Source organism: Luteibacter sp. (assembly GCF_009912395.1).
GTDB lineage: Bacteria > Pseudomonadota > Gammaproteobacteria > Xanthomonadales > Rhodanobacteraceae > Luteibacter.
Window position 1 is genome coordinate 42,571 of sequence record NZ_WNDO01000016.1, and the last position, 22,733, is coordinate 65,303.

The 22,733-nt window shown below is 65.3% G+C and carries 19 protein-coding genes and 6 tRNA genes; 10 read left to right on the plus strand and 15 right to left on the minus strand.

All coding sequences use genetic code 11. The features are described from left to right. Positions 1 to 36: 36 nt before the first annotated feature. The 5 genes from GAK28_RS14885 to GAK28_RS14905 form a co-directional block, all read right to left on the minus strand. Entirely contained in the window at positions 37 to 1,476 is a 1,440-nt protein-coding gene (locus GAK28_RS14885; protein WP_291780671.1) for a Do family serine endopeptidase, read from the minus strand. A gap of 121 nt (positions 1,477 to 1,597) precedes the next feature. Beyond that, complete coding sequence (locus tag GAK28_RS14890; protein ID WP_291780674.1) at positions 1,598 to 2,263, minus strand: sigma-E factor negative regulatory protein; 666 nt, start codon at positions 2,261 to 2,263, stop codon at positions 1,598 to 1,600. After that, positions 2,260 to 2,856: an RNA polymerase sigma factor RpoE gene (rpoE, locus tag GAK28_RS14895; protein ID WP_291780677.1), complete on the minus strand. Its 597-nt coding sequence runs from the start codon at positions 2,854 to 2,856 to the stop codon at positions 2,260 to 2,262. The genes GAK28_RS14890 and rpoE overlap by 4 nt, the downstream gene beginning before the upstream one ends. Positions 2,857 to 2,976: 120 nt before the next feature. After that, complete coding sequence (locus GAK28_RS14900) at positions 2,977 to 5,505, minus strand: bifunctional diguanylate cyclase/phosphodiesterase (protein WP_291780680.1); 2,529 nt, start codon at positions 5,503 to 5,505, stop codon at positions 2,977 to 2,979. 8 nt (positions 5,506 to 5,513) lie between these two features. Beyond that, a complete protein-coding gene (locus GAK28_RS14905; protein ID WP_291780683.1) occupies positions 5,514 to 5,996 on the minus strand; it encodes a hypothetical protein in 483 nt (160 codons plus the stop codon). Between the two features lie 160 nt (positions 5,997 to 6,156). On the opposite strand from GAK28_RS14905, the gene GAK28_RS14910 reads away from it, so the two are divergent. Continuing rightward, positions 6,157 to 8,214, plus strand: coding sequence for a 3-hydroxyacyl-CoA dehydrogenase NAD-binding domain-containing protein (locus GAK28_RS14910; RefSeq protein ID WP_291780684.1), 2,058 nt, complete (start codon positions 6,157 to 6,159; stop codon positions 8,212 to 8,214). Between the two features lie 286 nt (positions 8,215 to 8,500). Here the strand turns inward: GAK28_RS14910 and GAK28_RS14915 are convergent, their stop codons facing one another. The 5 genes from GAK28_RS14915 to GAK28_RS14935 all read right to left on the minus strand — a co-directional run bounded on the left by GAK28_RS14915 (position 8,501) and on the right by GAK28_RS14935 (position 13,528). Continuing rightward, complete coding sequence (locus GAK28_RS14915) at positions 8,501 to 9,127, minus strand: DUF2058 family protein (protein ID WP_291780687.1); 627 nt, start codon at positions 9,125 to 9,127, stop codon at positions 8,501 to 8,503. A gap of 23 nt (positions 9,128 to 9,150) precedes the next feature. Beyond that, positions 9,151 to 9,363, minus strand: a complete 213-nt coding sequence (locus tag GAK28_RS14920; RefSeq protein ID WP_291780691.1) for a SlyX family protein — start codon at positions 9,361 to 9,363, stop codon at positions 9,151 to 9,153. Then, positions 9,356 to 10,705, minus strand: coding sequence for a UDP-glucose/GDP-mannose dehydrogenase family protein (locus GAK28_RS14925; protein ID WP_291780694.1), 1,350 nt, complete (start codon positions 10,703 to 10,705; stop codon positions 9,356 to 9,358). Before GAK28_RS14925 ends, GAK28_RS14920 begins: the two co-directional genes overlap by 8 nt. A 124-nt stretch (positions 10,706 to 10,829) precedes the next feature. Beyond that, the gene (locus tag GAK28_RS14930) at positions 10,830 to 11,603 is read right to left on the minus strand and encodes an FKBP-type peptidyl-prolyl cis-trans isomerase (protein WP_291780696.1); all 774 of its coding nucleotides are present in this window, start codon (positions 11,601 to 11,603) and stop codon (positions 10,830 to 10,832) included. Between the two features lie 164 nt (positions 11,604 to 11,767). Beyond that, positions 11,768 to 13,528, minus strand: coding sequence for a cation:proton antiporter (locus GAK28_RS14935; RefSeq protein ID WP_291780699.1), 1,761 nt, complete (start codon positions 13,526 to 13,528; stop codon positions 11,768 to 11,770). Positions 13,529 to 13,736: 208 nt separating this feature from the next. Between GAK28_RS14935 and GAK28_RS14940 the strand changes: the two genes are divergently transcribed. The 6 genes from GAK28_RS14940 to GAK28_RS14965 all read left to right on the plus strand — a co-directional run bounded on the left by GAK28_RS14940 (position 13,737) and on the right by GAK28_RS14965 (position 14,413). Beyond that, positions 13,737 to 13,812 (plus strand) — tRNA-Ala (locus GAK28_RS14940). 11 nt (positions 13,813 to 13,823) lie between these two features. Further along, positions 13,824 to 13,899: transfer RNA gene (locus GAK28_RS14945), tRNA-Glu, on the plus strand. A gap of 77 nt (positions 13,900 to 13,976) precedes the next feature. After that, a tRNA-Asp gene (locus GAK28_RS14950) sits at positions 13,977 to 14,053 on the plus strand. A gap of 50 nt (positions 14,054 to 14,103) precedes the next feature. After that, positions 14,104 to 14,179: transfer RNA gene (locus GAK28_RS14955), tRNA-Ala, on the plus strand. Between the two features lie 11 nt (positions 14,180 to 14,190). Then, positions 14,191 to 14,266, plus strand: a tRNA-Glu gene (locus GAK28_RS14960). 70 nt (positions 14,267 to 14,336) lie between these two features. After that, a tRNA-Asp gene (locus GAK28_RS14965) sits at positions 14,337 to 14,413 on the plus strand. Between the two features lie 99 nt (positions 14,414 to 14,512). Here the strand turns inward: GAK28_RS14965 and GAK28_RS14970 are convergent. Together GAK28_RS14970 and GAK28_RS14975 are read right to left on the minus strand one after the other, a co-directional pair. Continuing rightward, positions 14,513 to 14,989, minus strand: a complete 477-nt coding sequence (locus GAK28_RS14970; RefSeq protein ID WP_291780702.1) for a DUF1249 domain-containing protein — start codon at positions 14,987 to 14,989, stop codon at positions 14,513 to 14,515. Positions 14,990 to 15,005: 16 nt separating this feature from the next. Further along, positions 15,006 to 15,821 (minus strand): pyruvate, water dikinase regulatory protein, encoded by an 816-nt coding sequence (locus tag GAK28_RS14975; RefSeq protein ID WP_291780705.1) that lies wholly within the window; start codon positions 15,819 to 15,821, stop codon positions 15,006 to 15,008. Between the two features lie 184 nt (positions 15,822 to 16,005). Here GAK28_RS14975 and ppsA point away from each other — a divergent pair, with 184 nt between their 5' ends. Beyond that, on the plus strand, positions 16,006 to 18,378 hold the full coding sequence (gene ppsA, locus GAK28_RS14980; RefSeq protein ID WP_291780707.1) for a phosphoenolpyruvate synthase: 2,373 nt from the start codon (positions 16,006 to 16,008) through the stop codon (positions 18,376 to 18,378). 53 nt (positions 18,379 to 18,431) lie between these two features. Here ppsA and GAK28_RS14985 read toward each other — a convergent pair whose 3' ends face one another. From GAK28_RS14985 to GAK28_RS14995, 3 genes are read right to left on the minus strand one after another with little or no spacing between them, the layout of a single operon-like run. Beyond that, on the minus strand, positions 18,432 to 19,202 hold the full coding sequence (locus tag GAK28_RS14985; RefSeq protein ID WP_291780711.1) for a DeoR/GlpR family DNA-binding transcription regulator: 771 nt from the start codon (positions 19,200 to 19,202) through the stop codon (positions 18,432 to 18,434). Then, positions 19,199 to 19,819, minus strand: a complete 621-nt coding sequence (locus GAK28_RS14990) for an HAD family phosphatase (RefSeq protein ID WP_291780713.1) — start codon at positions 19,817 to 19,819, stop codon at positions 19,199 to 19,201. Before GAK28_RS14990 ends, GAK28_RS14985 begins: the two co-directional genes overlap by 4 nt. Positions 19,820 to 19,834: 15 nt before the next feature. Beyond that, a complete protein-coding gene (locus GAK28_RS14995) occupies positions 19,835 to 20,956 on the minus strand; it encodes an MFS transporter (RefSeq protein ID WP_291780716.1) in 1,122 nt (373 codons plus the stop codon). Positions 20,957 to 21,091: 135 nt separating this feature from the next. On the opposite strand from GAK28_RS14995, the gene lexA reads away from it, so the two are divergent. Together lexA and imuA are read left to right on the plus strand one after the other, a co-directional pair. Further along, complete coding sequence (lexA, locus tag GAK28_RS15000; RefSeq protein ID WP_291780719.1) at positions 21,092 to 21,718, plus strand: transcriptional repressor LexA; 627 nt, start codon at positions 21,092 to 21,094, stop codon at positions 21,716 to 21,718. Between the two features lie 4 nt (positions 21,719 to 21,722). After that, the gene (gene imuA, locus GAK28_RS15005; RefSeq protein WP_291780722.1) at positions 21,723 to 22,352 is read left to right on the plus strand and encodes a translesion DNA synthesis-associated protein ImuA; all 630 of its coding nucleotides are present in this window, start codon (positions 21,723 to 21,725) and stop codon (positions 22,350 to 22,352) included. Positions 22,353 to 22,733: the final 381 nt, after the last annotated feature.

Below are 22,733 nucleotides of genomic sequence, written 5' to 3' on the forward strand. Positions count from 1 at the left end.
CACCCGCCGCCGACCGGCGGGTGGCCCGGCGTGCCGTCAGCGGTCGCTGGGCACGGTGATACCGATGAAGCTGGTCGAATCGCCGCGGCGGACCAGCAGCATGGCGGTGTCGCCCGGCTTGATGCCCTTGCTGGCTTCGCGGAAGGCGGCGGCGCTGCCGACCCGCTTCTGGTTGACCATCAGGATGATGTCGCCGGACTGAAGGCCGACACTGGCGGCCGCACGGCCGGAAATCCGGCTGACCACCACGCCCTCGCCCGCCTTGAGGCCCAATTCGGAACGCGTGGCAGCGTCGATGTCCTGCACGGCCAGCCCCAGCGCCGACGCCGACCCGGCCGCCGCGGCGCCATCGTCTCCACCGCTGGCAGCCGCCAGGGCGTTCTTGTCACGGGGCAGTTCGCCGACCTTGACCTCCACGGTCTGCTTCTTGCCGTCGCGGAGCAGATCCACCTTGGCCGTGCTGCCTGGCTTGGTGATGCCCACCAGCGGCGGCAGGTCTTCGGACGAGGTGATCGGGGTGCCATTGAAGGCAAGGATCACGTCGCCTTGCTTCAGGCCGGCCTTGTCGGCGCCGCTACCCGGGGAGACCTGGGCTACGAGGGCGCCATTGGCATCGGGCAGGTCGAGGTTCTTCACGAACTGGTCCACGGGCTGGACCGTCACGCCCAGCATGCCGCGCGAGACGTAGCCCTTCTCCTTGATCTGCTGGACCACGTTCATGGCCACGTCGATCGGGATGGAGAACGACAGGCCCTGGTAGCCGCCCGAGGTCGAGTAGATCTGCGAATTCACGCCGATCACCTGGCCCTGCAGGTTGAACAGGGGGCCACCCGAGTTGCCGCGATTGATCGGTACGTCGGTCTGGATGAATGAGGTGTAGGGCTGGTCGCGGCTGCCCAGGTTGCGACCGACGGCACTGATGATGCCGTGGGTGACCGTGGCGTCCAGGCCGAACGGCGAACCGATCGCAAGCGCCCACTGGCCGCGCTTCACGCTACGCGAATCGCCGATGGCCACCGTAGGCAGCGCGCTGGCGTCCACCTTGAGCAAGGCGATGTCGTACTGCGGATCCTTGCCGACCACCTTCGCCGTGAAGGTGCGGCGATCCTGGAGGCGGACCTTCACCTCGTCGGCACTATCTACCACGTGGTCGTTGGTCAGGATGTAGCCGTCGGCGGAAATGATGAAGCCCGAACCCAGCGAGGTCTGCTCACGCGGCTCGGCCGGCATGCCCGGCATGCCGAAGAAGCGTCGAAGCATGTCGCTCCGATCGTCGGGATCGACGTAGGGCGAGCCACCGCCCTTGCCCTTGGCGAACGCCTTCTGGCCGCCGCCCGACTTCGCCTCGACATGGACGACTGCCGGCGCGTACTTGTCGACGATTCCCGTGAAATCCGGCAGGGATTGCGCCTGTGCGCCAACCGATGCGATGACGAGGGCGCCACCGAGTAGCGCGCGTGCATGCCAGAAAGCCATCTGTTACTCCTTTTTTTTCACAGCCACAGCCAGTCGTGCGACGCCTGCCGCACGGTTCGAGATGAATGAGGGGAACGACGCGCGCCGAAGGACGATCGGCGCGCGCGGGAACGTCGCAGCCTTAGTGGGTCTGCGACGCCGTGACCGGGGCCACGTAGCGGCTGCCGTCCGGACGGACCAGCAGCATGTAGCCGTTGTCTTGCGCCTGGGCGGCGCGAGTACGGTGGATCTGGTAAGGCGTGGAACGCGGGAGGTAGACGGCACCGCCATCGCCACCCGGGCCTTCATAGGCGGCCTTCTGGGTGAACTGCGAAGCCATGTTGCCGCCGCTGAGCCACTGCGGCGCCACGGGCGCGGATGCCGGCTCCGGCACGGAGGCTTCGGCGACCTGGCTGCCACTGGTGATGGCCGCGCCCTGCGCGACCTGGGCTTCGCCACCCACGGACCGGCTGTTGCCGGCGGGCTGCGAGAGCATGAGCGCGGCGACAGCGACGCTGGTGGCAATGGCGCCACCCGCCGACCAGTGCAGCCAGCGACGACGCGGTGCGGCTCCTGGAGCGACGATAGCGGACTCGGCGTCGATGGCGGCCATGACGCGGCTGGCAAAATCGCCGGAGACCGAGGGCACGCCTTGCCGGCGCAGGCCGTCGCGTGCCACGTGGTACCGCGACCAGCTATCGGCCAGGCCTTGATCGGCCTCCAGGCGACGCAGAAGGAAGCGGATTTCCTCCCGTGACAGCTCACCGTCCATACCGGCGGAGAGGAATTCCCGATTGGCTTCGCTCATGGGTTCTTGTCCTCGCGGTCGGAAAGCAGCGGCCGCAGTTTGTCGTCGATGGCTTCACGAGCCCTGAAAATACGCGAACGGACGGTGCCGATGGGGCAGTCCATGATGGCGGCGATTTCCTCGTAACTCTTGCCGTCCACCTCGCGCAGGGTAATCGCGACCCGAAGCTCCTCGGGCAGGGCTTGGACAGTGGAAAACACCGTTTGTTCCACCTGCTCACGCATCAGTTCACGTTCGGGGGTGGCGCTTTCGTGCATCCGGCTGGCGCCGGGCACGTAAACGGCATCTTCCGCGTCGATGTCGCCCGTGGGCGGGCGGCGACCCATGGCCACCAGGTGGTTCTTGGCCGTGTTGACGGCGATCTTGTACAGCCAGGTGTAGAAGGCACTCTCGCCCCGGAAGGAGCCCAGCGCACGCCATGCGCGCACGAAGGCCTCCTGGGCGATGTCTTCGCACTCGGTCCAGTCGTGCACGTAGCGCGAGATCAGCGCGACCACCTTGTGCTGGTACTTGCGGACAAGCAGATCGAACGCGCGCCGGTCACCCTGCTGCACGCGTTCGACAAGTGCCTGATCCAGTTCGTTTTCGCCCATCCGGGCCGTCTCCTTAACTCTTTCGGGGCCAGTCGCGGGCGCAAATGAGACAAATGCGGCCCACGCAAGTTCACTGGCACGACGCATCCTGGAGAAAATATGCGGTTAGGCGGTGCCAGCTCAAGCCGGTACCGTCGCCGCCCCCTCCCCGACCAGTCGCTCGCGCTCCGCCAGGAGCTTGTCGAAGGTCACCACGGGCAGCGGACGGCAGAACAGATAACCCTGGAGTTCGTCGCAGCCTTGGGCGCGCAGGAACTGGAGATGCTCCTCCACCTCCACACCTTCGGCCACGACGCCACGCTTGAGGCGATGGGCCATTTCGATGGTCGAGCGCACGATCGCCTCGTCGTCAGGATCGACTCCGATGTTTCTCACAAAGCTCTGGTCGATCTTGATGCGGTCGGCCGGCAGGCGACGCAGGTAGTCCAAAGAGGCCGCTCCCGTGCCGAAATCGTCGATGGCGATGCGGCATCCCAGCGCATGGAGGGCTTCCAGGGTGTCGACCAGATGGGGCACAGTCTTCACGCTGATGCTTTCGGTCACCTCGAGCTCGAGTCGGGCGGCATCGAGCCCGGTCTCCTTCAGCACGGTAGCAACCGTGACGGCGAGATTGGGCTGCATGAGCTGCACGGCCGACAGGTTCACGCCCAGACGCAGGCCCAGGCCGTAGCGGTCTTCCCAGAGCTTCGCCTGCTCGCAGGCCGTGCGTAGCACCCACTCGCCGATCGGCACGATCAGGCCGGTGGTTTCGGCCAGCGGAATGAAGAACGCGGGGCTGATCATCCCCAGCTCGGGATGCTCCCAGCGCACCAGCGCCTCCATGCCGACGATGTCCTCGGTGACGGCGGCAACTTGGGGCTGGTAGAAGACGCGCAGCTCGCCATTGCGTACCGCGTGGCGCAATCGGGCCTTCAGTTCGATCTGCTGCTGTTGCGAAGCATCGAGGTTGGCGGCGTACACCTGGTAGTTGTTACGCCCCAGGCTCTTCGCCCCATACATCGCCTCGTCCGCATGATGCAGCAGCAGCTCGCCTTCCACCGCATCGTCCGGGAAGAAGGCGATGCCCACGGAAACGGTGGCCTGCAATTCGGAACCATCGCCGAGATCGAGGGGCACTTCCATCGCCTGCACCACCTTTTCGGCGATGCGCTGAACGTCGTCGCGCTTGACGATATGGCGCAGGATCATCGTGAATTCGTCGCCCGCGTAGCGCGCCACCGTATCGGAGCCGCGCACGCTGGCGCGCAATCGCCGGGCGACCGCCGCGAGCACCTGGTCGCCCACGGCGTGACCGAGGGTGTCGTTGATGCCCTTGAAGCGATCCAGGTCGACCATCAACGCGGCGAAGCACTCGCCCGTGCGCTGGGCTTCGCGAATCGTGGTGTCCAGGCGATCGTTGAACAGCAACCGGTTGGGCAAGCCCGTCAGCGGATCGATCAGTCCGCGCGCCCGCCCCTGCTCACGACTTCGACGCAATTCCAGCGAAGCGGCAAACCGGGCTCCCACGGCGCGCAAGGCGGTTTCCAGCATGCGTCCCGCGCCACCATGCGCACGACTGCCGGCCAGCATGGCACCGAGTACCGTATGGCGCTCGTCGAGCAAGGGGATGAAGGCAAATGGCTCCAGGCCCAGCGAATCCACCAGCGGATCGGTCCAGGGTGTCACCTGACCCTCGACGAGGCGTGAGATCGCCTCGCCGCCCAGGCAAACCTTGAGCAAGGAAATATCCGCGGCCTCCGCCCACTCCACCTGCTCCATGCCGTTCCACACGCGAGCCACGAGTTCCGGGTCGTGGTCGCTTTCGGGAAACGCGGACCACACGGCAAGCACGTCGAGTCCAAGGGCGTCGGCCACGCGGGCAGCCATCGCCCCCATGCCCTCGTCATCGGCGGGAAACGCGTCCATGGCGGCGAGCAGGTCCAGGGCGCGATCGGCGGTATGCCTCACTCGCAGGTCGCGAAACGCCAGGGCTACGCGATGCCCCTTCGCATCGACCAGATGACGGACATCGACCTCGCCCGGAATGCCGCCACCATCCGGCCGACGCAGCACGCAAGGCTGGCCATCGCCATCCGGCAAGGGCCAGCCGGCCTCGGCGGGCCATTCGAAAAGCTCGCTCAACAACCGCCCCCGGACCGGACCGTCACCCGCACACAGACGATCCATCACAAGGCCACTTTCGAGAATCAGGCCTTGCGGCGTGTTCGCGACCACCCAGGCAGCGCCGGCGTCGAAGGCGAAGCGATAATCGTCGCCTGGCGGCGGTGTCGGCGCAGGCGGTGCCGCGAAAGCCATCGCCGCGCGGATGCGGTGGACGAGTTCGGTGGCGATCGCGCTTTCGCGCAACCAGAACGCGTGACCGTCGGGCGGTGTGGCGACGGCCTCGTCGGCCACCAGGTAGACGACGGGCACGTCCGCATAGCTCGGCGAACCGCGCAGGATGCGCAGTCCCGCAGCCAGGTCGTCGGTGCCATCGGCGGCCACGACGGCCACATGCAACGGCGGCGTGTCGGCCAGCAAGGCGGTGAGCTGCTCGGCGTCGCGCGCGCTCAGCAGAAGCACGTCGCCTTCCGCGTCCAGCGCGTCGAAGACCGCGCGGCGGATCTCGCGGCGCGGCGTAAAGATCAGGACCCCCTGTGAATCGGACATACGACCGCTCAGACCACCCATCGTCCATCGCGCAGCCGGGGCGCTGTCGATCTCGCATGGCGGTCGGCATCCACCATCGCGACTTCATCACCCAGGCCACCCAACTGGGCAGCCGTCGATCCCAAAAGCACGATCTTCCGGACGTGGCCGATACGGGCCTTGGCGAGTTGCCGCAAAAGCGCACTGTCCGTCGCACTGATCGGCCCCGGCGGGACTTCGACCAGGTAGACGCCGAAATGCAGGCTCTGCAGCACGTACCGCAAAGCATCGCCTAACCGGGTACAGCCAGGGACGCGCATCTGGGCGTCGCGAAGGCTGACCAACCCCTCCTGGGGCCGCCACAGGTACACGGCCTGCCCCGTCCGACGGGCGATCAGGCGGAACGACTCAAGCAACTCCGCCGTACTGGCGGCCTTGAGCGCCACCAGCGGCCCCGACGCCGACAGGATGCGGTCGAACAAATCGGTACCGGCTTGGGGATCGACGGACATGACCACGCATTCATGTGAAATATTTGAGAAGTATCGAACCAAACGTCGGGTCGCGCCAGCACCGGACCTCCCGGAAGCGGGGCACCATACGCGGGGGTATCTCGCATTCGTCCGGACGTAACGGTATGGTTGTGCGCTCATTCGCCACCGCACGACCGCCATGTTCGAAGGACTCCGATTCAAGCACTGGAAGACCAGCGAAGGCGACGACGGCATCGTCGTCCTTACCTTCGACCGTGACGGAAGCAGCGCCAACGCGCTGTCCCGCGAGGTGCTCGACGAACTGGGCACCCTCGTCGAACGCCTGGCCATCGAAGGGCCGCGCGGCGTCGTCATCCATTCCGCCAAGCCGTCGGGCTTTGCCGTGGGCGCCGACATCCGCGAGTTCGTGGAATACGCCAAGGCGGGCTCCATCCTCGACAACATCGAGAACGGCCAGCGCGTGTTCGAGGCACTGGCCCGACTACCCTTCCCGACTGTCGCCGCCATCCACGGCGCCTGCATGGGCGGCGGCACCGAACTGGCCCTGGCCTGTCGCCAGCGCATCGCCGCGGACGACGAAAAAACGAAGATCGGCCTGCCCGAAGTGATGCTGGGCATCCATCCCGGCTGGGGTGGCACCGCCCGCCTGCCGCACCTCATCGGTGCGCCGGACGCTCTGCCCGCCATGCTCACGGGCAAGCCGTTCAATGCCCGTCGCGCGAAGGCGGTGGGCCTGGTCGACCGCCTGGCCAACCCCGACGAACTGCTCGCCGAGGCGCGCCTCCTGGTCAAGCGACCACACGTGCGCCCACTCGCCCAGCGCGCGAAGGCCTGGGCCACCAACACGGCGCTTGCCCGCGCGATCCTTGCGCCGATGGTGCGCAAGCAGACCGCCGCGAAGGTCCGCAAGGAGCACTACCCCGCGCCGTTCGCCATGATCGATGTCTGGGCCCGTGGCGGCAGCAGCATCCAGCAGCGCCTGAAGCTCGAGGCGAAGTCCGTGGCCAAGCTCGCCACTACGCCCACGGCACGCAACCTGATTCGCATCTTCTTCCTCCAGGAGCGCCTCAAGGGCCTCGGTGGTGGCGTCGAACACGGCATCAAGCATGTGCACGTCGTGGGCGCCGGCACGATGGGTGGCGACATCGCCGCCTGGTCGGCCTTGAAGGGCTTCGACGTCACCCTGCAGGACCGCGAGCTGCGCTTCATCGAGCCCGCCATCAAGCGAGCCCGCACCCTTTTCGAGAAAAAGTTGAAGGCCAGCAGCAAGGTCGACGCCGCCGTGGCTCGCCTGCGCGCCGATGTCGAAGGCAAGGGCGTAGCCGAGGCCGACCTTGCCATCGAGGCCATCTACGAGAACCCGGAAGCCAAGCACGCGCTCTATGCGGCGATCGAGCCGCAGTTCCAGTCCGACGAGATCCTCGCCAGCAACACCTCGTCCATTCCGTTGGACGAACTGCGTCAGGGCCTCGCCGCGCCGCAGCGCTTCCTCGGCCTGCACTTCTTCAATCCCGTGGCTCAGATGCCACTGGTGGAAGTGGTGCGCCACGACCGTCTCGATGCGGATATCGAGAAGCGCGCACTCGCCTTCTGCAAGGCCATCGGCAAGTTGCCGGTACCGGTCAAGGGCACACCGGGCTTCCTGGTCAACCGCATCCTCATGCCGTACCTGATGGAAGCCCTGCGCCTTTACAACGAAGGCGTACCCGGCCCCGTGCTTGACCGCGAGGCAAAGAAATTCGGCATGCCCATGGGCCCGATCGAACTGGCCGACACCGTGGGCCTCGATGTCTGCGCCTCCGTCGGCAAGGAGCTCGCCCCCTTCCTGGGCTTGGAGATTCCGCAGGGCCTGGAAGAAAAGCTCGCCGCGAACAAGCGCGGCAAGAAGGACGGCGAAGGTCTCTACGTCTGGAAGGAAGGCAAGCCGGAAAAACCGGACGTCGATCCGGATTACGTGCCGCCGTCCGATATCCAGGACCGAATGATCCTGCCCATGGTCAACGAAGCCGTGGCCTGCCTGGCCGAGCATGTAGTGGACGACGCCGACCTGCTCGACGCCGGCGTCATCTTCGGCACGGGCTTCGCCCCGTTCCGCGGCGGCCCGATCCAGTACGTGCGCACCGAGGGCGTCGCCGTGGTCCGCGAGCGCCTCGCGAAGCTGGAGCAGAAGCACGGCCCCCGTTTCGCGAAGAAGGAAGGCTGGGACAATCCGGAACTGACCGTTCCGGCCGCCTGATTCACGACAGCGCCTGCATCAGCAAAAAGCCCCGGTCCTGGACCGGGGCTTTTTGCTGGGCTCCTCGCGACGGATCACCTCGATCCTGTAGGAGCGCGCTTGCGCGCGATGGGGATTATCGCGAGCACCCGTCGCGCGCAAGCGCGCTCCTACAACAGCAAGGCATCGCCGCTAAAGCGGCTCCCACCCCTTCGGTAGCGAGACTGCTACCGAATGGGTGGGAGCGGACCGTGTCCGCGATCCGGCGGCAGCCGGCACGTATCGGTTAATCACCTGCTTTCGTGGATCACCACATCAGGTCGTCGGGCACGCCATCGTCGGACATGCTGGGCGCATTCGGATCGACCAGCAGGGCAATCAACTCAGGCGCGATGACACGCAGTTCGTCGATCACCGCCTTCTGAACGACGAGATAGCGGCCATTCTGCTGCACCACGCCCAACTCACCCGCATTGAGCGCCGTCAGCTGCGTCGCGTCGACGTGCACGCGACGAATCTTGTCGCCATAGGGGAAATGACGAACCTGGTCGGCCTCGGCAAGATTGAGGGCCTTGCCCTTGAGCAGCTCCTCGACCTTGCGCTTCTTCTCCTTGCGCAGGCGTGCCTGCTCTGCCGCTTCGGCTTCGGCCTTGCGTCGCTCGGTGGATTCGGTCTGCGCGCGGATCGCGTAGGCCTTGGCGAGATCGATCTCGCCATCCTTGCGCGGCGGACGCTGCGGGTTGCCCTGCGGCTTGCCGCCACCCTGCCCCGGCTTGCCACCGTGCGGCTTACCGGCATGACGGGGATTCTTGCCCGCATACGGTTGACCACTCGCACCACCCTGCTTCGGCGGCGGCGAGGACTTCCTTTTCTCTTCGCGGATCTCCTTGACGAGGCCGCTCTTCAACAACTGGTCGCGCAGGGACTCTGCCATGATCGGTAAGACTCGTTCGTTGTTCAGTAGTGCGGCGGCGGCGGTTCGGTAGCCGGATCGCTACCCAGGCCGGCGCGCATGTTCACCAGGTCCGAGCGCAGGTCGCGCATGGCCCGTTCCAGTAGATCGAGGCGGCGGGCAATTTCCGCATCCGCCGACGACAGGCCATTGACCGTGTCGTCGATGAAGGCAAGCCGCACCTCGAGTTCCATCATTCGTTCGTCGAGATCAGCCATGCTCACGCCCCAGTAGGCTGCGGCCGCGGCCGATGCCGTAGTAGGCGATACCGGCGTCTTCCACCACGGCCGGATCGTAGAGATTGCGGCCATCGAAGACCACCGGCACGCGGAGCAGCGACTTCACGCGAGCGAAATCCGGGCTGCGGAACGCCTTCCACTCCGTGACGATGACCAGTGCGTCGGCACCTTCCAACGCCTCGTAGGGACGTTCCACCAGCCGTAGGTCGTCGCGCTCGCCGTAGATGCGGCGCGTCTCTTCAGCGGCCTCGGGATCGAAGGCGCGCACCTGGGCGCCTGCCTCCCAGAGCTTCTCGATGAGACGACGGCTGGAGGCTTCGCGCATGTCGTCGGTATTCGGCTTGAACGCCAGGCCCCAGACCGCCACGGTGAGCCCCTTCAGCTGGCCGTCGAAGTGCTTCGACAGCAGCTCGAAAAGGCGCGATTTCTGCGAGTCGTTGACCGCTTCCACCGCGTCGAGCAGCCGTGCCTCGTAGCCGACGTTGTAGGCCGTGCGGGCAAGCGCCTGCACATCCTTCGGAAAGCACGAGCCGCCATAGCCAGCGCCCGGGTAGATGAAGTGGTAGCCGATGCGCGGATCGGCGCCGATGCCCTGGCGCACCAGTTCGACGTCGGCACCCACGCGCTCGGCGATGTTGGCGATTTCATTCATGAAGCTGATCTTGGTCGCCAGCATCGCGTTGGCCGCGTACTTGGTCAGCTCGGCCGAGCGCTCGTCCATCACCACCATGCGATCGTGGTTGCGGTTGAAGGGCGCGTAAAGCTTGCGCAGCACGCCGATGGCCTTCTGGCTGGACGCGCCCACGATGATGCGGTCGGGACGCATGCAGTCTTCCACCGCGTCGCCTTCCTTCAGGAATTCGGGGTTGGATACCACGTCGAACGCCACGTCGGAACCGCGCGCGGCGAGGCGCTCGGCGATGGCGGTGTTCACGCGATCCGCCGTACCCACGGGCACCGTCGACTTGTTGACCACGACGGTATAGCGGTCGATGTGGTCGCCGATGGTGCGGGCCACGGCCAGCACGTACTGGAGGTCGGCGCTGCCATCCTCGTCGGGCGGCGTGCCGACCGCGATGAAGACGATATCGCCATGGGCGATGCCCAGCGCCGCGTCGGTGGTGAAGTCGAGGCGACCCTCACCGTGGTTGCGAACCACCATCGGCTCGAGGCCGGGCTCGTAGATCGGAACCTCGCCCTGCTTCAGGCGCTCGACCTTGCCGGCGTCCACATCCACGCAGACGACGTGATTACCCATCTCGGCAAGACAGGTCCCCGTGACGAGGCCGACATAACCGGTTCCGAAGATCGTGACTTTCATGAAGCTCCCGGGAGACTTCGACGTGCGTGTCGTAACCCGGAATTGTATGCCGCCCGCACGGGCGAGCAAAGAAAAAGGCGCGGATCGCTCCGCGCCTCTTTCAGCATCACGCTGGAACCAGGGCTTACTTGGCGCCCTTGTCCTGGATCTGCGGGCCCTGGCCGGCGGCCGTCGGACCGGTCTTGACCAGCTCCACGTCGAAGATGATCGTCGCGTTCGGCGGGAAGCCGTTTTCCGGCTTGGCGCCGTAGGCGATGTTCGACGGGATGAACAGCTTGTACTTACCGCCGGTCTGCATCAGCTGCAGGCCTTCGCGGAAGCCCGGGATCACGGCGGCCAGCGGAATCTGGGCCGCACCCGGCGGCTGGTGGTCGGCCGAGGAGTCGAACTTCTCGCCATTCACGAAGGTGCCGGTGTAGTTGATGGTGACCGTGTCGTTCGGACCCGGACGCTGGCCGGTACCGGCCTGGACGACCTGGTACTGGAGGCCCGAGGCCGTGACCTTCACGCCGGCAGCCGACTTGTTCTTGGCGAGGAAGTCGTCGCCTTCCTTCTTGTTCTCGGAGGCGACCTTGTTGTACTCGGCCTCGGCCTTCTTCTTGAGGTCGGCGACGAAGGCGTCGCGGGTCGCCTTGGCTTCGGCTTCCGTCATGGTCGGCTTCTGACCGGACAGGGCGGCCTGCAGGGCCTTGGCGACGGTGGCCGGGTCGACTTCCTTGGCCACGAGCGGCGGCAGCGAGCTGGCGAGATCCCAACCCACGACGTAGCTGGCCTTCTGCTTATCGACCGCGCCCGAAGCGGCAGCCGGCTTGGCGGCCTGGGCGGATGCGCCCGCAGCCGTACCCAGCGCAACCGCCAGGGCGACGGCCGTCATCGTAGGACGCAAAAAGTGCTTCATTCGGTACTCCCTCTCTTTGAAAGATTCGGCGACGCCGCCGGTACACCTCCTTGTGGAGGCGGAAACGCCATTGTGCTGTGGTTCGCGTGTCGCTTGCAATGACGGGCCAGAGACAGGCTTCCACACGAAAAGTTCAGAAAGCTTTCCATCATGTGACGGATGCCTCACTCGTCATGGCCGTGCCCCGGCTTCTCGAGGGTATCGCGCAGCGCCGCCTGCAGCCGGGCATGCACCTGGACCAGTACTCGCCACAGCAGCCAGGTCAGCAGAATTCCTATGAGAATCAGCACGAACGCAACTTCTCGCGGAGGCAGGATCGTGGACGCCAACGCCGCCACGAGCAGGCCAAGGATGAGCATCGCGACCACGGGGATGATCCGACCCAGCACGGCCCGTATCTTGTACGTGCGATCGCCGAAGCGATCGGGGATGCTCAGTTCCGCCAGCAGCATGCCCAGCGCCCCCGCCTTGCGATAGGCCGCCACCACCATCGGCAGCGACAGCAGGGCCGCGACGGACCACGCCAGGCTCCGGTGCACCGCGGATTCGTCGCTCAGCACCTCCAGGTGCAGGAAGCCGCGGCGATAAGCGAAGGCCACGATGATGAACACCGCGATCACCAGCACCATGTTGATGACCACGTGCCAGACGAGCCGGCGGATCATCTTCATCACCATGGCGCCCTGCCCTTGCAGGCCGAGGTTGCCCATCCAGTCCGTGTAGGCGGAAAACACGCCTGTGACGCGGCTGGGAAGGACGCGGCCCAGGGTATTGGCGAGCGGGTCGGATGCCCGGATGAGATAGGGCGTAAGGAAGGTGGTGATCGCCGACACGGCGACCGCGACGGGATACAGGAAGTTGCTGGTGACCTTCAGGGTGAGGCCCAGCGAGGCGATCACGAAGGAGAATTCGCCGATCTGGGCCAGGCCCATGCCCACCCGCAGCGACGTACGGCCATCGTTGCCGGCGACGAAACTGCCGAAACTGTATGTAATGACCTTGCCCACCACCACGGCGATGGTGACGATCGTGATCGGCCAGGCGTAGTCCATGAGCAGGGCCGGATCGATCAGCATGCCGATGGCGACGAAGAAGATGGCACTGAACATGTCGCGCACGGGCATGATGATCCGCTCGATGCGGGCCACGCTCTCCGACTCCGCCACGATGGCGCCGATCATGAACGCGCCCAGCGCCACGCTGTAGCCCAGCTCGGTCACCAGCAGGCAGAAGCCGAAGCAGATGCCCAGCACGGCCACCAGCAGGACGTCGTTGCGACTGACCTTCGCGATGTAGTCCACCACGCGCGGCACGAGCAACAGGCCGACGACCAGCGACACCGCCATGAACAGGCCCAGTCGACCGACGGCCGCGAAGGCCTGCCCCGCCTCCACGCCGCCGGTGCTGGCGATACCGGTAAGCAGGGCCATCAGGACGATGGCCAGCAGGTCCTCGACGATCAGGATGCCGAACATCAGCTGGACGAAGCGTTCGCGCTTGAGGCCGAGGTCCTCCAGCGCCTTCATGATGATCGTGGTGGACGAAATGGACAGCATCGCGCCAAGGAACAGCGAATCCATCGCCGTCCAGCCGAAGAACCGGCCGATCTCGTAGCCGATCCAGACCATAAGCACGATCTCGGCGAACGCGGCGACCAGGGCCGCCCCACCCACGGCGCGCAGTTTCTTCAGGCTGAATTCGAGGCCCAGCGCGAACAGCAGGAGGATCATGCCCAGCTCGGAGAGCGTGCGGATCGTCTCCTCGTCGTGGATGAAGATCACCGGGAGGGTGTGCGGGCCGATGAGGAGGCCCGCGATGATGTAGCCCAGCACGACCGGCTGGCGGAGGCGCTGGAACAGCACCGTGGTGAGTCCGGCCACGAGCATCACCGTGGCGAGGTCCTGGATGAATACGATGCCGTGCATGCCTGTCCCTGTAGGTATGGACGGACAGGTTAACCCGCGCGGTGTGACGAGAGCACGGAATGCCCCCACGAAAGGCGTAAAATGATGCGATCGCGCAAGTGCATGCCCACGTTAACGTTTCCCCAAAATGGGGAAAAAATTTAAAAAAATCTGTAACGAATGCTTGACGGAATGGCGGTCGGTCCGTATTCTTTGCGGCTTCCAGCAGGGGGCCATAGCTCAGCTGGGAGAGCGCCTGCATGGCATGCAGGAGGTCGCCGGTTCGATCCCGGCTGGCTCCACCAACTTCTAGTACGTCCCCATCGTCTAGAGGCCTAGGACATCACCCTTTCACGGTGGCGACCGGGGTTCGAATCCCCGTGGGGACGCCACTTCCCTGGTTCGCCAGAGAAGATGATGTACGGAAGTTGGTATGTTGTTTGTTGTTGTAAGGTTTGAAAAGTAATTCGGAGCGGTAGTTCAGTCGGTTAGAATGCTGGCCTGTCACGCCGGAGGTCGCGGGTTCGAGTCCCGTCCGCTCCGCCATTACTTTCATGAAAAAGATTCCGCCCGCGGGGCGGATTTTTTTTCGGTACGGGGCCATAGCTCAGCTGGGAGAGCGCCTGCATGGCATGCAGGAGGTCGGCGGTTCGATCCCGCCTGGCTCCACCAACTTCTAGTACGTCCCCATCGTCTAGAGGCCTAGGACATCACCCTTTCACGGTGGCGACCGGGGTTCGAATCCCCGTGGGGACGCCACTTTCCTGGTTCGCCAGGGAATGTCGGGTACAGAAGTTGGTGGGTTGCTGTAAGGTTTGCAAAGCAGTTCGGAGCGGTAGTTCAGTCGGTTAGAATGCTGGCCTGTCACGCCGGAGGTCGCGGGTTCGAGTCCCGTCCGCTCCGCCATTGCTTTCATGAGAATCCGCCCCTTGAGGCGGATTTTTTTTGCCTCTTGCGCGCTATCCGCCGGTTGGGGCAAGCACCCCATCGCGCGCAAGCGCGCTCCTACAGTGCTGGGGTGTCGCCTATGCGTTCCAGGGTCCCGATGGAGTGGCCCTGCTCTGCCAGGTATTCCAGCCAGCGGCTGAGGAAGCCATTCATGCGCAGGCGGTGTTGGAAGACCGTATGAGCGGGCGGAAACGGGCCGAGCACCTGCCAGAGCTTGCGGCCCGGATGGCAGTGCATGGCCTCCGCCACATGGGCGTCGGTGTACATGCGCAGCTGCGCGGACGGGGACGGCTGCCCCGTGGCCTCGTCGACGAAATCGTAGGTGAGTTCCAGCTCGAGCGTGTAGGGGTGCTTCTCCTGCAGGTCGAGCCGCACCTTGAGGCCATCGTCCACGTCGGACAGGTAACGCCCGGGCGCAAGCCGCTGTGGCGCGAACAGGCGCGCCAGGCGGTGGTAGTTCTCCGAGTAGAGCCCCATCAGGAACTCGAAACGTCCCGGGAGAAGCGCGGGTGGGCGGTCGATCACGGCGGTCATGTGCTGCGTCGGTCTCCTAGTACATATGCCTTTCGATGCCGAGGTACTCGAATATCTTGCTCGAGATTTCCTCGATCGAGGTGTGCGTCGTGTTGAGGACCGGGATGTTCTCCCGGCGCATCAGGCGGTCGGCCTGCTCCAGCTCCCAGCGGCACTGCTTGAGGGTGGCGTAACGGCTTCCGGGGCGGCGCTGCTCGCGGATCTGGGCCAGGCGCTCCGGGTCGATCGTGAGGCCGAACAGACGGCTTCGGTACGGACGAAGGCGAGCCGGCAGATCGAGCTTGTCGAGGTCGTCGTCCGTGAGCGGGTAATTGGCGGCGCACACGCCGTAATGCAAGGCCATGTAGAGGCAGGTCGGGGTCTTGCCCGAGCGGGACACTCCCACCAGCACCACGTCGGACTGGTTGTAGTCCACGTCCAGGCCGTCGTCGTGGGCCAGGGCGTAGTTGGTAGCCTCGATACGCGCCTCGTAGCGCTCGAAATCCACCAGGCCATGGGAGCGGTTCACGGCGCCCGACTGCTTGGTCCCAAGCTCGTTCTCCAGGGGCTCGATGAAGGGGGCGAACACGTCGAGCATCAGCGCCCCGCTACCCGCCACGATGTCGCACAGGGCTCGCGAGGTCATGGTATTGACCACGATCGGCCGCTGGCCATCCTGGGCATATTTGGTCTTGATGCGCAGCGAGGCCGCCTCGGCCTTGGCCGGGTTGTCGATAAAAGGCAGGCGATGGGTATCGAACTGCACCCCGTCGAACTGGGCCAGCATGCTGTTGCCGATCGTCTCGGCCGTGATGCCGGTCGAGTCGGAAATGAAGAACACGGTACGCCGCATCGAACGGTTTCCTTGAGGGAGTTCCATGACTCCCACCTTAAGACCAATACACCGATATCACCATCCACCCCCCAAAATGTCGGGAAGTTTGTGCAACGCCGCTTGTGCGAAGGGTAATACCACTACGACAATGCGCTGATTTTTCCAGCGCGGCCCGCCGCCCAACCGATGTGAGGATCTTCCTTTGAGCGACCTGGTACTTTGGCTCGACGCGCTACGCATGACCGACCTTGGCAAGGTGGGCGGCAAGAACGCCTCCCTTGGCGAAATGATCGGCAACCTGGCGAAGCTGGGCGTGTCCGTTCCGGGTGGCTTCGCCACCACGGCCGACGCCTTCCAGACCTACCTCGAAAAGAGCGGCCTCGCGAAGCGCATCGCCGAGCGACTGGCCACGCTGGACGTGGACAATGTGGACGAACTGACCCGCGGCGGCAAGGAAATCCGCGGCTGGATCGTCGACACCGCCCTGCCCTCCGATCTCGAGCAGGCCATCCGTGACGCCTACATCAAGCTCTGCAAGGACGCAGGCGCCACCGATATCGCCGTCGCCGTTCGCTCATCCGCTACCGCCGAGGACCTCCCGGACGCCTCGTTCGCCGGCCAGCAAGAAACCTTCCTCAACGTCGTCGGCATCGACGACGTGCTGCACAAGGTGAAGGAAGTCTTCGCCTCGCTCTATAACGACCGTGCCATCGCCTATCGCGTGCACCAGGGCTTCAAGCACGAGGACGTCTTCCTGTCCGCCGGCGTGCAGCTCATGGTCCGCTCGGACGTCGGCGCCTCCGGCGTACTGTTCACCCTGGACACCGAATCCGGCTTCCGCGACGTCGTCTTCGTCACCGGCTCCTACGGTCTGGGCGAGATGGTCGTCCAGGGCGCCGTGAATCCGGACGAGTTCTATGTCTTCAAGCCCACGCTGAAGGAAGGCAAGCCCGCCGTCCTGCGTCGCAGCCTCGGCGCCAAGCAGCAACGCATGGTCTACTCCGACCAGCCGGGCGAGCGCGTCCGTATCGAGGAGACCCCGATCGACGACCGCCACCGCTTCTGCATCAACGACGCGGACGTCGAGGAGCTGTCCCGCCAGGCGCTCGTCATCGAAAAGCACTACGGCCGCCCGATGGACGTCGAGTGGGCGAAGGACGGCAACACCGGCAAGCTCTACATCGTGCAGGCCCGCCCGGAAACGGTGAAGTCGCGCGCGCACGCCACCACGCTCGAGCGCTTCCAGCTCAACGAAAGGGGCAAGGTGCTGACCGAAGGCCGCGCCATCGGCCAGAAGATCGGCGCCGGCCGTGCCCGCGTGATCCGCTCGCTGGCCGACATGAACAAGGTACAGCCCGGCGACATACTCGTGGCCGACATGACCGACCCCGACTGGGAGCCGGTGATGAAGCGCGCCGCCGCCATCGTCACCAACCGTGGCGGTCGCACCTGCCACGCGGCGATCATCGCGCGTGAGCTGGGCGTGCCGGCCGTGGTCGGCTGCGGCAACGCACTGGACACCATTCCCGACGGCGCGGAAGTCACCGTGTCGTGCGCCGAAGGCGACACCGGCACGATCTACGAAGGCACACTGAAGTTCGACCGCATTACCGCCGATCTCGGCGCGATGCCGGAAGCCCCGCTCAAGATCATGATGAACGTGGCCAACCCGGAACGCGCCTTCGACTTCGGCATGCTGCCGAACGCCGGCATCGGCCTCGCCCGCCTGGAAATGATCATCGCCAGCCACATCGGCGTGCATCCGAAAGCCCTGCTCGAATACGGCAAGCAGGACGCCGAGACCAAAGCACGCATCGACGCCCGCATCGCCGGCTACAAGGATCCGATCTCGTTCTATGTGGACCGCCTGGGCGAAGGCATCGCCACCATCGCCGCCTCGGTGTACCCGAAGCCGGTCATCGTGCGCCTGTCCGACTTTAAGTCCAATGAGTACGCCGGCCTGCTCGGCGGTTCGCGCTACGAGCCGCACGAAGAAAACCCGATGATCGGCTACCGCGGCGCCAGCCGTTACGTGTCGCCGGACTTCGCCGAGTCGTTCGCGCTGGAGTGCAAGGCGGTCAAACACGTGCGCGAGACCATGGGTCTTGGCAACGTGTGGGTCATGATCCCGTTCGTGCGCACGCTGGACGAAGGCCGCAAGGTGATCGAGGTCCTGCGCAAGAACGGCCTCGTGCAGGGCGAGAACGACCTGAAGGTCATCATGATGTGCGAAGTGCCCTCGAACGCCCTGCTGGCGGACGAGTTCCTCGACATCTTCGATGGCTTCTCGATCGGCTCGAACGACCTCACCCAGCTCACCCTGGGCCTCGACCGCGACTCCAGCATCGTCGCCAACCTGTTCGACGAGCGCGATCCGGCGGTGAAGAAGCTGCTCGCCCTCGCCATCAAGACGGCCCGCGAGAAGGGCAAGTACGTCGGCATCTGTGGCCAGGGCCCGTCCGATCATCCGGACCTTGCCGAATGGCTGATGGAACAGGGCATCGAGTCGGTGTCGCTGAATCCGGATACCGTGGTCGATACCTGGTTGCGCCTGGCGAAGAAGAAGGCGGGCTGATCGGTGCGTGCGATGGGGGCGTTTCGACACCCCCATCGCGCGCAAGCGCGCTCCTACAGGTGGACTGCCACGCCTGCGTGGCGGTAGCGCTCCAACATGGACGCATCCGTATCCGATGCCACCACCAGGTGCGTCAGTGCCGTGATCGGCGCCGTATGATGCGTCGCCGACGCCACCAGCTTGTCGGGCGTGGCGATCACCACCGTCTCGCCGCTGGCTTCGATCATCGCCTGCTTGAGTACCGTCTCTTCCTCGTCGAACGTCCATAGTCCGCTGACCGGATCGAGCGCGCAGACGCCCGGAAAACACAGGTCCGCGCGGATGTCCTGTGCCTGGCGAATCGTACGCGAGCCGATGGCGCCGCCGATGCGCGGATCGAGCCTGCCGCCAAGCAGGATCACCTCGAACCCGGGCCGTCCGAGCACGGCGGTCGCTACGTCCGGCGCGTTGGTCACGACCGTCAGCGAACGATGGTCGGGCAAGGCCTTGGCCAGCGCGGTGTTCGTCGAGCCCGCGTCGATGAAGATGATCTGCTTCTCCCCGACCAGCGATGCCGCTACGCGCCCGAGCACCCGCTTCAGTTCGGCGCGCTCGTGATGCCGCTCGCCGAGAGGCGCTACCGGAGTCTGGGCCAGCAAAGCCCCGCCATAGACGCGCCGGCACAAGCCCTGCGCGGCGAGATCGCGCAGATCACGCCGGATGGAGTCTTCCGACACCTTGAACTCCAGCGCGAGATCCGTGGCGACGACCTTGCCGTCACGATGCAGGCGCTCGAGGATCAGGCCCTGCCGCTCACGCGGCAGCGTGGCATCGGTGACGCTCATGCGTGCAGGAAACCCAGTTCGACCAGTTCCTTCCGCAACTGCGCGGGCGAATGGAAATGGATGCCATGGATGCCCAGGGCCTCGGCGGCGTCGACGTTGACCTTGTTGTCGTCGATGAACACCGCCCTTTTCGGATCGATGTCGTAGCGCTCAAGCAAGGTCTCGTAGAGCTTCGGATCCGGCTTGATCATCTTCTCGTCACCGGAAACCACGATGCCGTCGAACCAGTCGAAGAATTCGTAGCGATCGCGCGCGTACGGGAAGGTCTCGTGCGACCAGTTGGTCAGCCCATAAAGCGGATGCCCTGCGTTTTTCAGGTCGTGCAGGATGGTGATGCTGTCGTCGATGGGCCCCTTGAGGGTTTCGGGCCAGCGTTCGTGGTACGCGGCGATCAGGTCGGCATGCTGGGGGTGCTGCGACGTAAGCAGACCCACTGCCTCGGCCCACGGACGCCCCTTGTCCTGCTGGAGGTTCCACTCGGTGGTGGTGACTTCGGACAGGAAGCGCTCCATGCCCTCCTCGTCGTCACCGAAGAGCTTTCGATAAAGATGGCGCGGATTCCAGTCGACGAGCACGCCGCCGAAATCGAAGATGACCACATCGCGTTTGGAATGCATGGAAGGAACTCCGGATCAGCGGCGCGCGATCGACGCGCAAAGGGATACGACGACAAGCAATACGGCCACGCCGAACAAGGCGATGGGCAGGCTGCTCACATGGGCGACGAAACCGATGGCGGCCGGACCGGCGAGCATACCCGCGTAGCCCAGCGAGGTGACGGTGGCGATCGCGATGCCCGGCGAGGTGCCCTTCTGGCGGCCCGCCGCGCTGAACAGCACCGGCACGATGTTCGACGCACCCAGGCCGACGAGGACGAAACCGACAAGCGCCGCGGCGCCCCAGGGCACCGTCGTCACGATGACGAAGCCCGCGGCGGCCAACGCACTGCCCAGGCGAACGATGGTCACGGGACCCAGCGCCGACGTGATGCGGTCGCCCAGCAACCGGCCCAGCGCCATCGCCACCGAGAACGCGGCATAGCCCAGGCCCGCCGTCGAGGCATCGAAACCGCGTGAGAAACGCAGGAAGACCGCGCTCCAGTCCAGCATCGAACCCTCGGCCAGGAAGGTCACCAGGCAGAGGAAACCCAGCAGGAAAACCGCGCCGCCCGGCATGCGGAAGCCTTCGTGGCGCACTGCCTCGTCGTCCTCGTGGCGCACGATGAAATGCCGCCATTGGGTCAGCACGATCAGCAACAGCAACGCGGACACGGCCAGGGCGCTACCCGTGAGCGGCGCACCCGCCTTCAACAGCGCGGCCATGCCCGCCGAGCCGGCGAGGCCGCCGACACTGAACAGGCCGTGGAAGCCCGACATCATGGGCTTGCCCTGCACCTTCTCGACATCGACGGCATGCGCGTTCATCGCGACATCGACCAGGCCTAGCGATGCGCCAAAGAACAGCAGCGCGGCACCCAGCCACCACACATCCGGCGCGAGCGTGAGCAAGGGCAACGCGATGCAGAGCAGGAGTCCGCTGACGCCGATCACGTCGCGATTGCCGAAGCGATGGGTCAAGAACCCTGCGAGGGGCATGGCGACGGTGGCACCGCAACCCATGCAGAGCAGCACCAGGCCGAGGACACCGTCATCGAGACCGAGCCGGGCTTTCGCGTAGGGAACCATCGGGGCCCAGCTGGCCATGCCGATGCCGGACAGCAGGAAGATAAGGCGGGTGGCACGTACGGGATTCATGCGGGGAAAGGCATCACAGCGGCAAAGAATACGCATCAATGTATGCAATCGTGCATAAACGTGCAATACCGGGTGCGATCTTTTTCAACGGATGGCCTATTGCATCCCCGTACGCGGCTGTGTACAAATGTACGCATGCCGACACCAAACCTCACCGAGCGCCAGCAGCGCACCCTCGCCTTCCTGCATGAGTACATGCAGGCCCAGGGTCTGCCGCCCACCCTGCGCGAGATCGCCGATGCCCTGGGCTTTCCCAGCCACAGCTCGGCGCAGGCCTGTGTGGAGTCGCTCGTCCGCAAGGGCGTGCTCGAGCGCTCGCCCCAGCATCGCGGCCTCCGCCTGCCCGCCGGCAACGCGGCGGCCATGCGCGCGGCGCTGGGCAACGAACTCCCCTTGATCGGTCGCGTCGCCGCCGGCTCGCCCATCCTCGCCGAGGAAAACATCGAGTCGCAGGTGGACATCGACCCCGCCCTCTTCCGCCCGCGCGCCGATTACCTCCTGCGCGTCGTGGGCCTGAGCATGCGCGACATCGGCATCCTCGACGGCGACCTTCTCGCCGTGCATCGCACGAACAGCGCCAACGATGGCCAGATCGTCGTCGCCCGCGTCGATGACGAAGTGACCGTCAAGCGTTTCCGTCGCGAGCGCGACCGCGTGCTGCTGCTCCCTGAAAATCCCGACTTCGAGCCCATCGAGGTCGATCCACGCCGTCACGCGTTCGCCATCGAAGGGCGTTACGTCGGCATCCTCCGCAGGACCTGATCCCATGAACGCCTTCGCCACTTCGTCGCCCACCCGGGTGCTCGACCATCCCGGCCTCTGGAATCACCCCGTCGAACGCCAGGGCCGCGTACGCGCCCTGTCCACCGGATGGCCGTCGCTCGACACCAAGCTTCCCGGCGGAGGCTGGCCGCAAGGCGCCCTGAGCGAAATCCTTTTTGAGCATGGCGGCCTCGGCGAACTCGACCTCGTGATGCCGGCCCTCGCGTCGCTGACGCAAGACCATCGCCGCGTCATCTTTGTCGCGCCGCCCGATATCTCCTACAGCGCAGCCCTGGCCGCGGCAGGCGTCGATACGCGCTTCCTGCACGAGATCCATGCCGGCAGCACGGAAGCGGCCTGGACCATGGAGCAATGCCTTCGTTCCGGCTGCTGTGGCGCCGTCATCGGCTGGTTGCCCGACGCCGATTACCGTAGCCTCCGCCGCGTGCAGCTGGCCGCCGAAAGCGGCGACGCCTGTGCCATCGTGTTCCGCCCCGCGGCACATGCCCCCTTCAATAGTCCGGCCTCGCTCCGGATCAAGGTCAGCAACAGCGACGAAGCCACCTACGTGGATGTGCTGAAGTCCCGTGAACTGCCGACCACCACCGCTCCGCTGCTGCGTATGCGGGCGTGAGGGATGCTCGGCATGACGGTGTCCCTCATCCACCGTCATGCCGGGTACCTCGTTGCCGCCGCAGCCCAGGTCCAGGCCTGTCTTTCGACGAAGCCATCGATGTTCTCCGCCATCGATCGGGTGGCGTCGGGAGGCAGGCCTGCTTTTTGATCTTTTGTGGTTTTCGCTGTTCGCAGAAGTGACGCGAGGGAACGCAAGGCGTCGTCACTCCTGCTTCGGAAGCGCCTAAAGGGCTGCTAAACGCAAGAAATGACTCGCAGGTTTCGTGCAAGGAGAGCGTCATGGCGCATGTGACGATGATCGCGCCTCCCACCTTCCGCAGATCATCACGATGACGAAACACCTGGTTTCCTGTCTTGCCACCTGCATCGCCATCGCAGG

What these genes read in the sequence shown, in the direction of transcription:
- GAK28_RS14885 (WP_291780671.1), bottom strand. Translation starts at nt 1,476, where the DNA reads ATGGCTTTCTGGCATGCACGCGCGCTACTCGGTGGCGCCCTCGTCATC.
- GAK28_RS14890 (WP_291780674.1), bottom strand. Translation starts at nt 2,263, where the DNA reads ATGAGCGAAGCCAATCGGGAATTCCTCTCCGCCGGTATGGACGGTGAG.
- rpoE (WP_291780677.1), bottom strand. Translation starts at nt 2,856, where the DNA reads ATGGGCGAAAACGAACTGGATCAGGCACTTGTCGAACGCGTGCAGCAG.
- GAK28_RS14900 (WP_291780680.1), bottom strand. Translation starts at nt 5,505, where the DNA reads ATGTCCGATTCACAGGGGGTCCTGATCTTTACGCCGCGCCGCGAGATC.
- GAK28_RS14905 (WP_291780683.1), bottom strand. Translation starts at nt 5,996, where the DNA reads ATGTCCGTCGATCCCCAAGCCGGTACCGATTTGTTCGACCGCATCCTG.
- GAK28_RS14910 (WP_291780684.1), top strand. Translation starts at nt 6,157, where the DNA reads ATGTTCGAAGGACTCCGATTCAAGCACTGGAAGACCAGCGAAGGCGAC.
- GAK28_RS14915 (WP_291780687.1), bottom strand. Translation starts at nt 9,127, where the DNA reads ATGGCAGAGTCCCTGCGCGACCAGTTGTTGAAGAGCGGCCTCGTCAAG.
- GAK28_RS14920 (WP_291780691.1), bottom strand. Translation starts at nt 9,363, where the DNA reads ATGGCTGATCTCGACGAACGAATGATGGAACTCGAGGTGCGGCTTGCC.
- GAK28_RS14925 (WP_291780694.1), bottom strand. Translation starts at nt 10,705, where the DNA reads ATGAAAGTCACGATCTTCGGAACCGGTTATGTCGGCCTCGTCACGGGG.
- GAK28_RS14930 (WP_291780696.1), bottom strand. Translation starts at nt 11,603, where the DNA reads ATGAAGCACTTTTTGCGTCCTACGATGACGGCCGTCGCCCTGGCGGTT.
- GAK28_RS14935 (WP_291780699.1), bottom strand. Translation starts at nt 13,528, where the DNA reads ATGCACGGCATCGTATTCATCCAGGACCTCGCCACGGTGATGCTCGTG.
- GAK28_RS14970 (WP_291780702.1), bottom strand. Translation starts at nt 14,989, where the DNA reads ATGACCGCCGTGATCGACCGCCCACCCGCGCTTCTCCCGGGACGTTTC.
- GAK28_RS14975 (WP_291780705.1), bottom strand. Translation starts at nt 15,821, where the DNA reads ATGCGGCGTACCGTGTTCTTCATTTCCGACTCGACCGGCATCACGGCC.
- GAK28_RS14985 (WP_291780711.1), bottom strand. Translation starts at nt 19,202, where the DNA reads ATGAGCGTCACCGATGCCACGCTGCCGCGTGAGCGGCAGGGCCTGATC.
- GAK28_RS14990 (WP_291780713.1), bottom strand. Translation starts at nt 19,819, where the DNA reads ATGCATTCCAAACGCGATGTGGTCATCTTCGATTTCGGCGGCGTGCTC.
- GAK28_RS14995 (WP_291780716.1), bottom strand. Translation starts at nt 20,956, where the DNA reads ATGAATCCCGTACGTGCCACCCGCCTTATCTTCCTGCTGTCCGGCATC.
- lexA (WP_291780719.1), top strand. Translation starts at nt 21,092, where the DNA reads ATGCCGACACCAAACCTCACCGAGCGCCAGCAGCGCACCCTCGCCTTC.
- imuA (WP_291780722.1), top strand. Translation starts at nt 21,723, where the DNA reads ATGAACGCCTTCGCCACTTCGTCGCCCACCCGGGTGCTCGACCATCCC.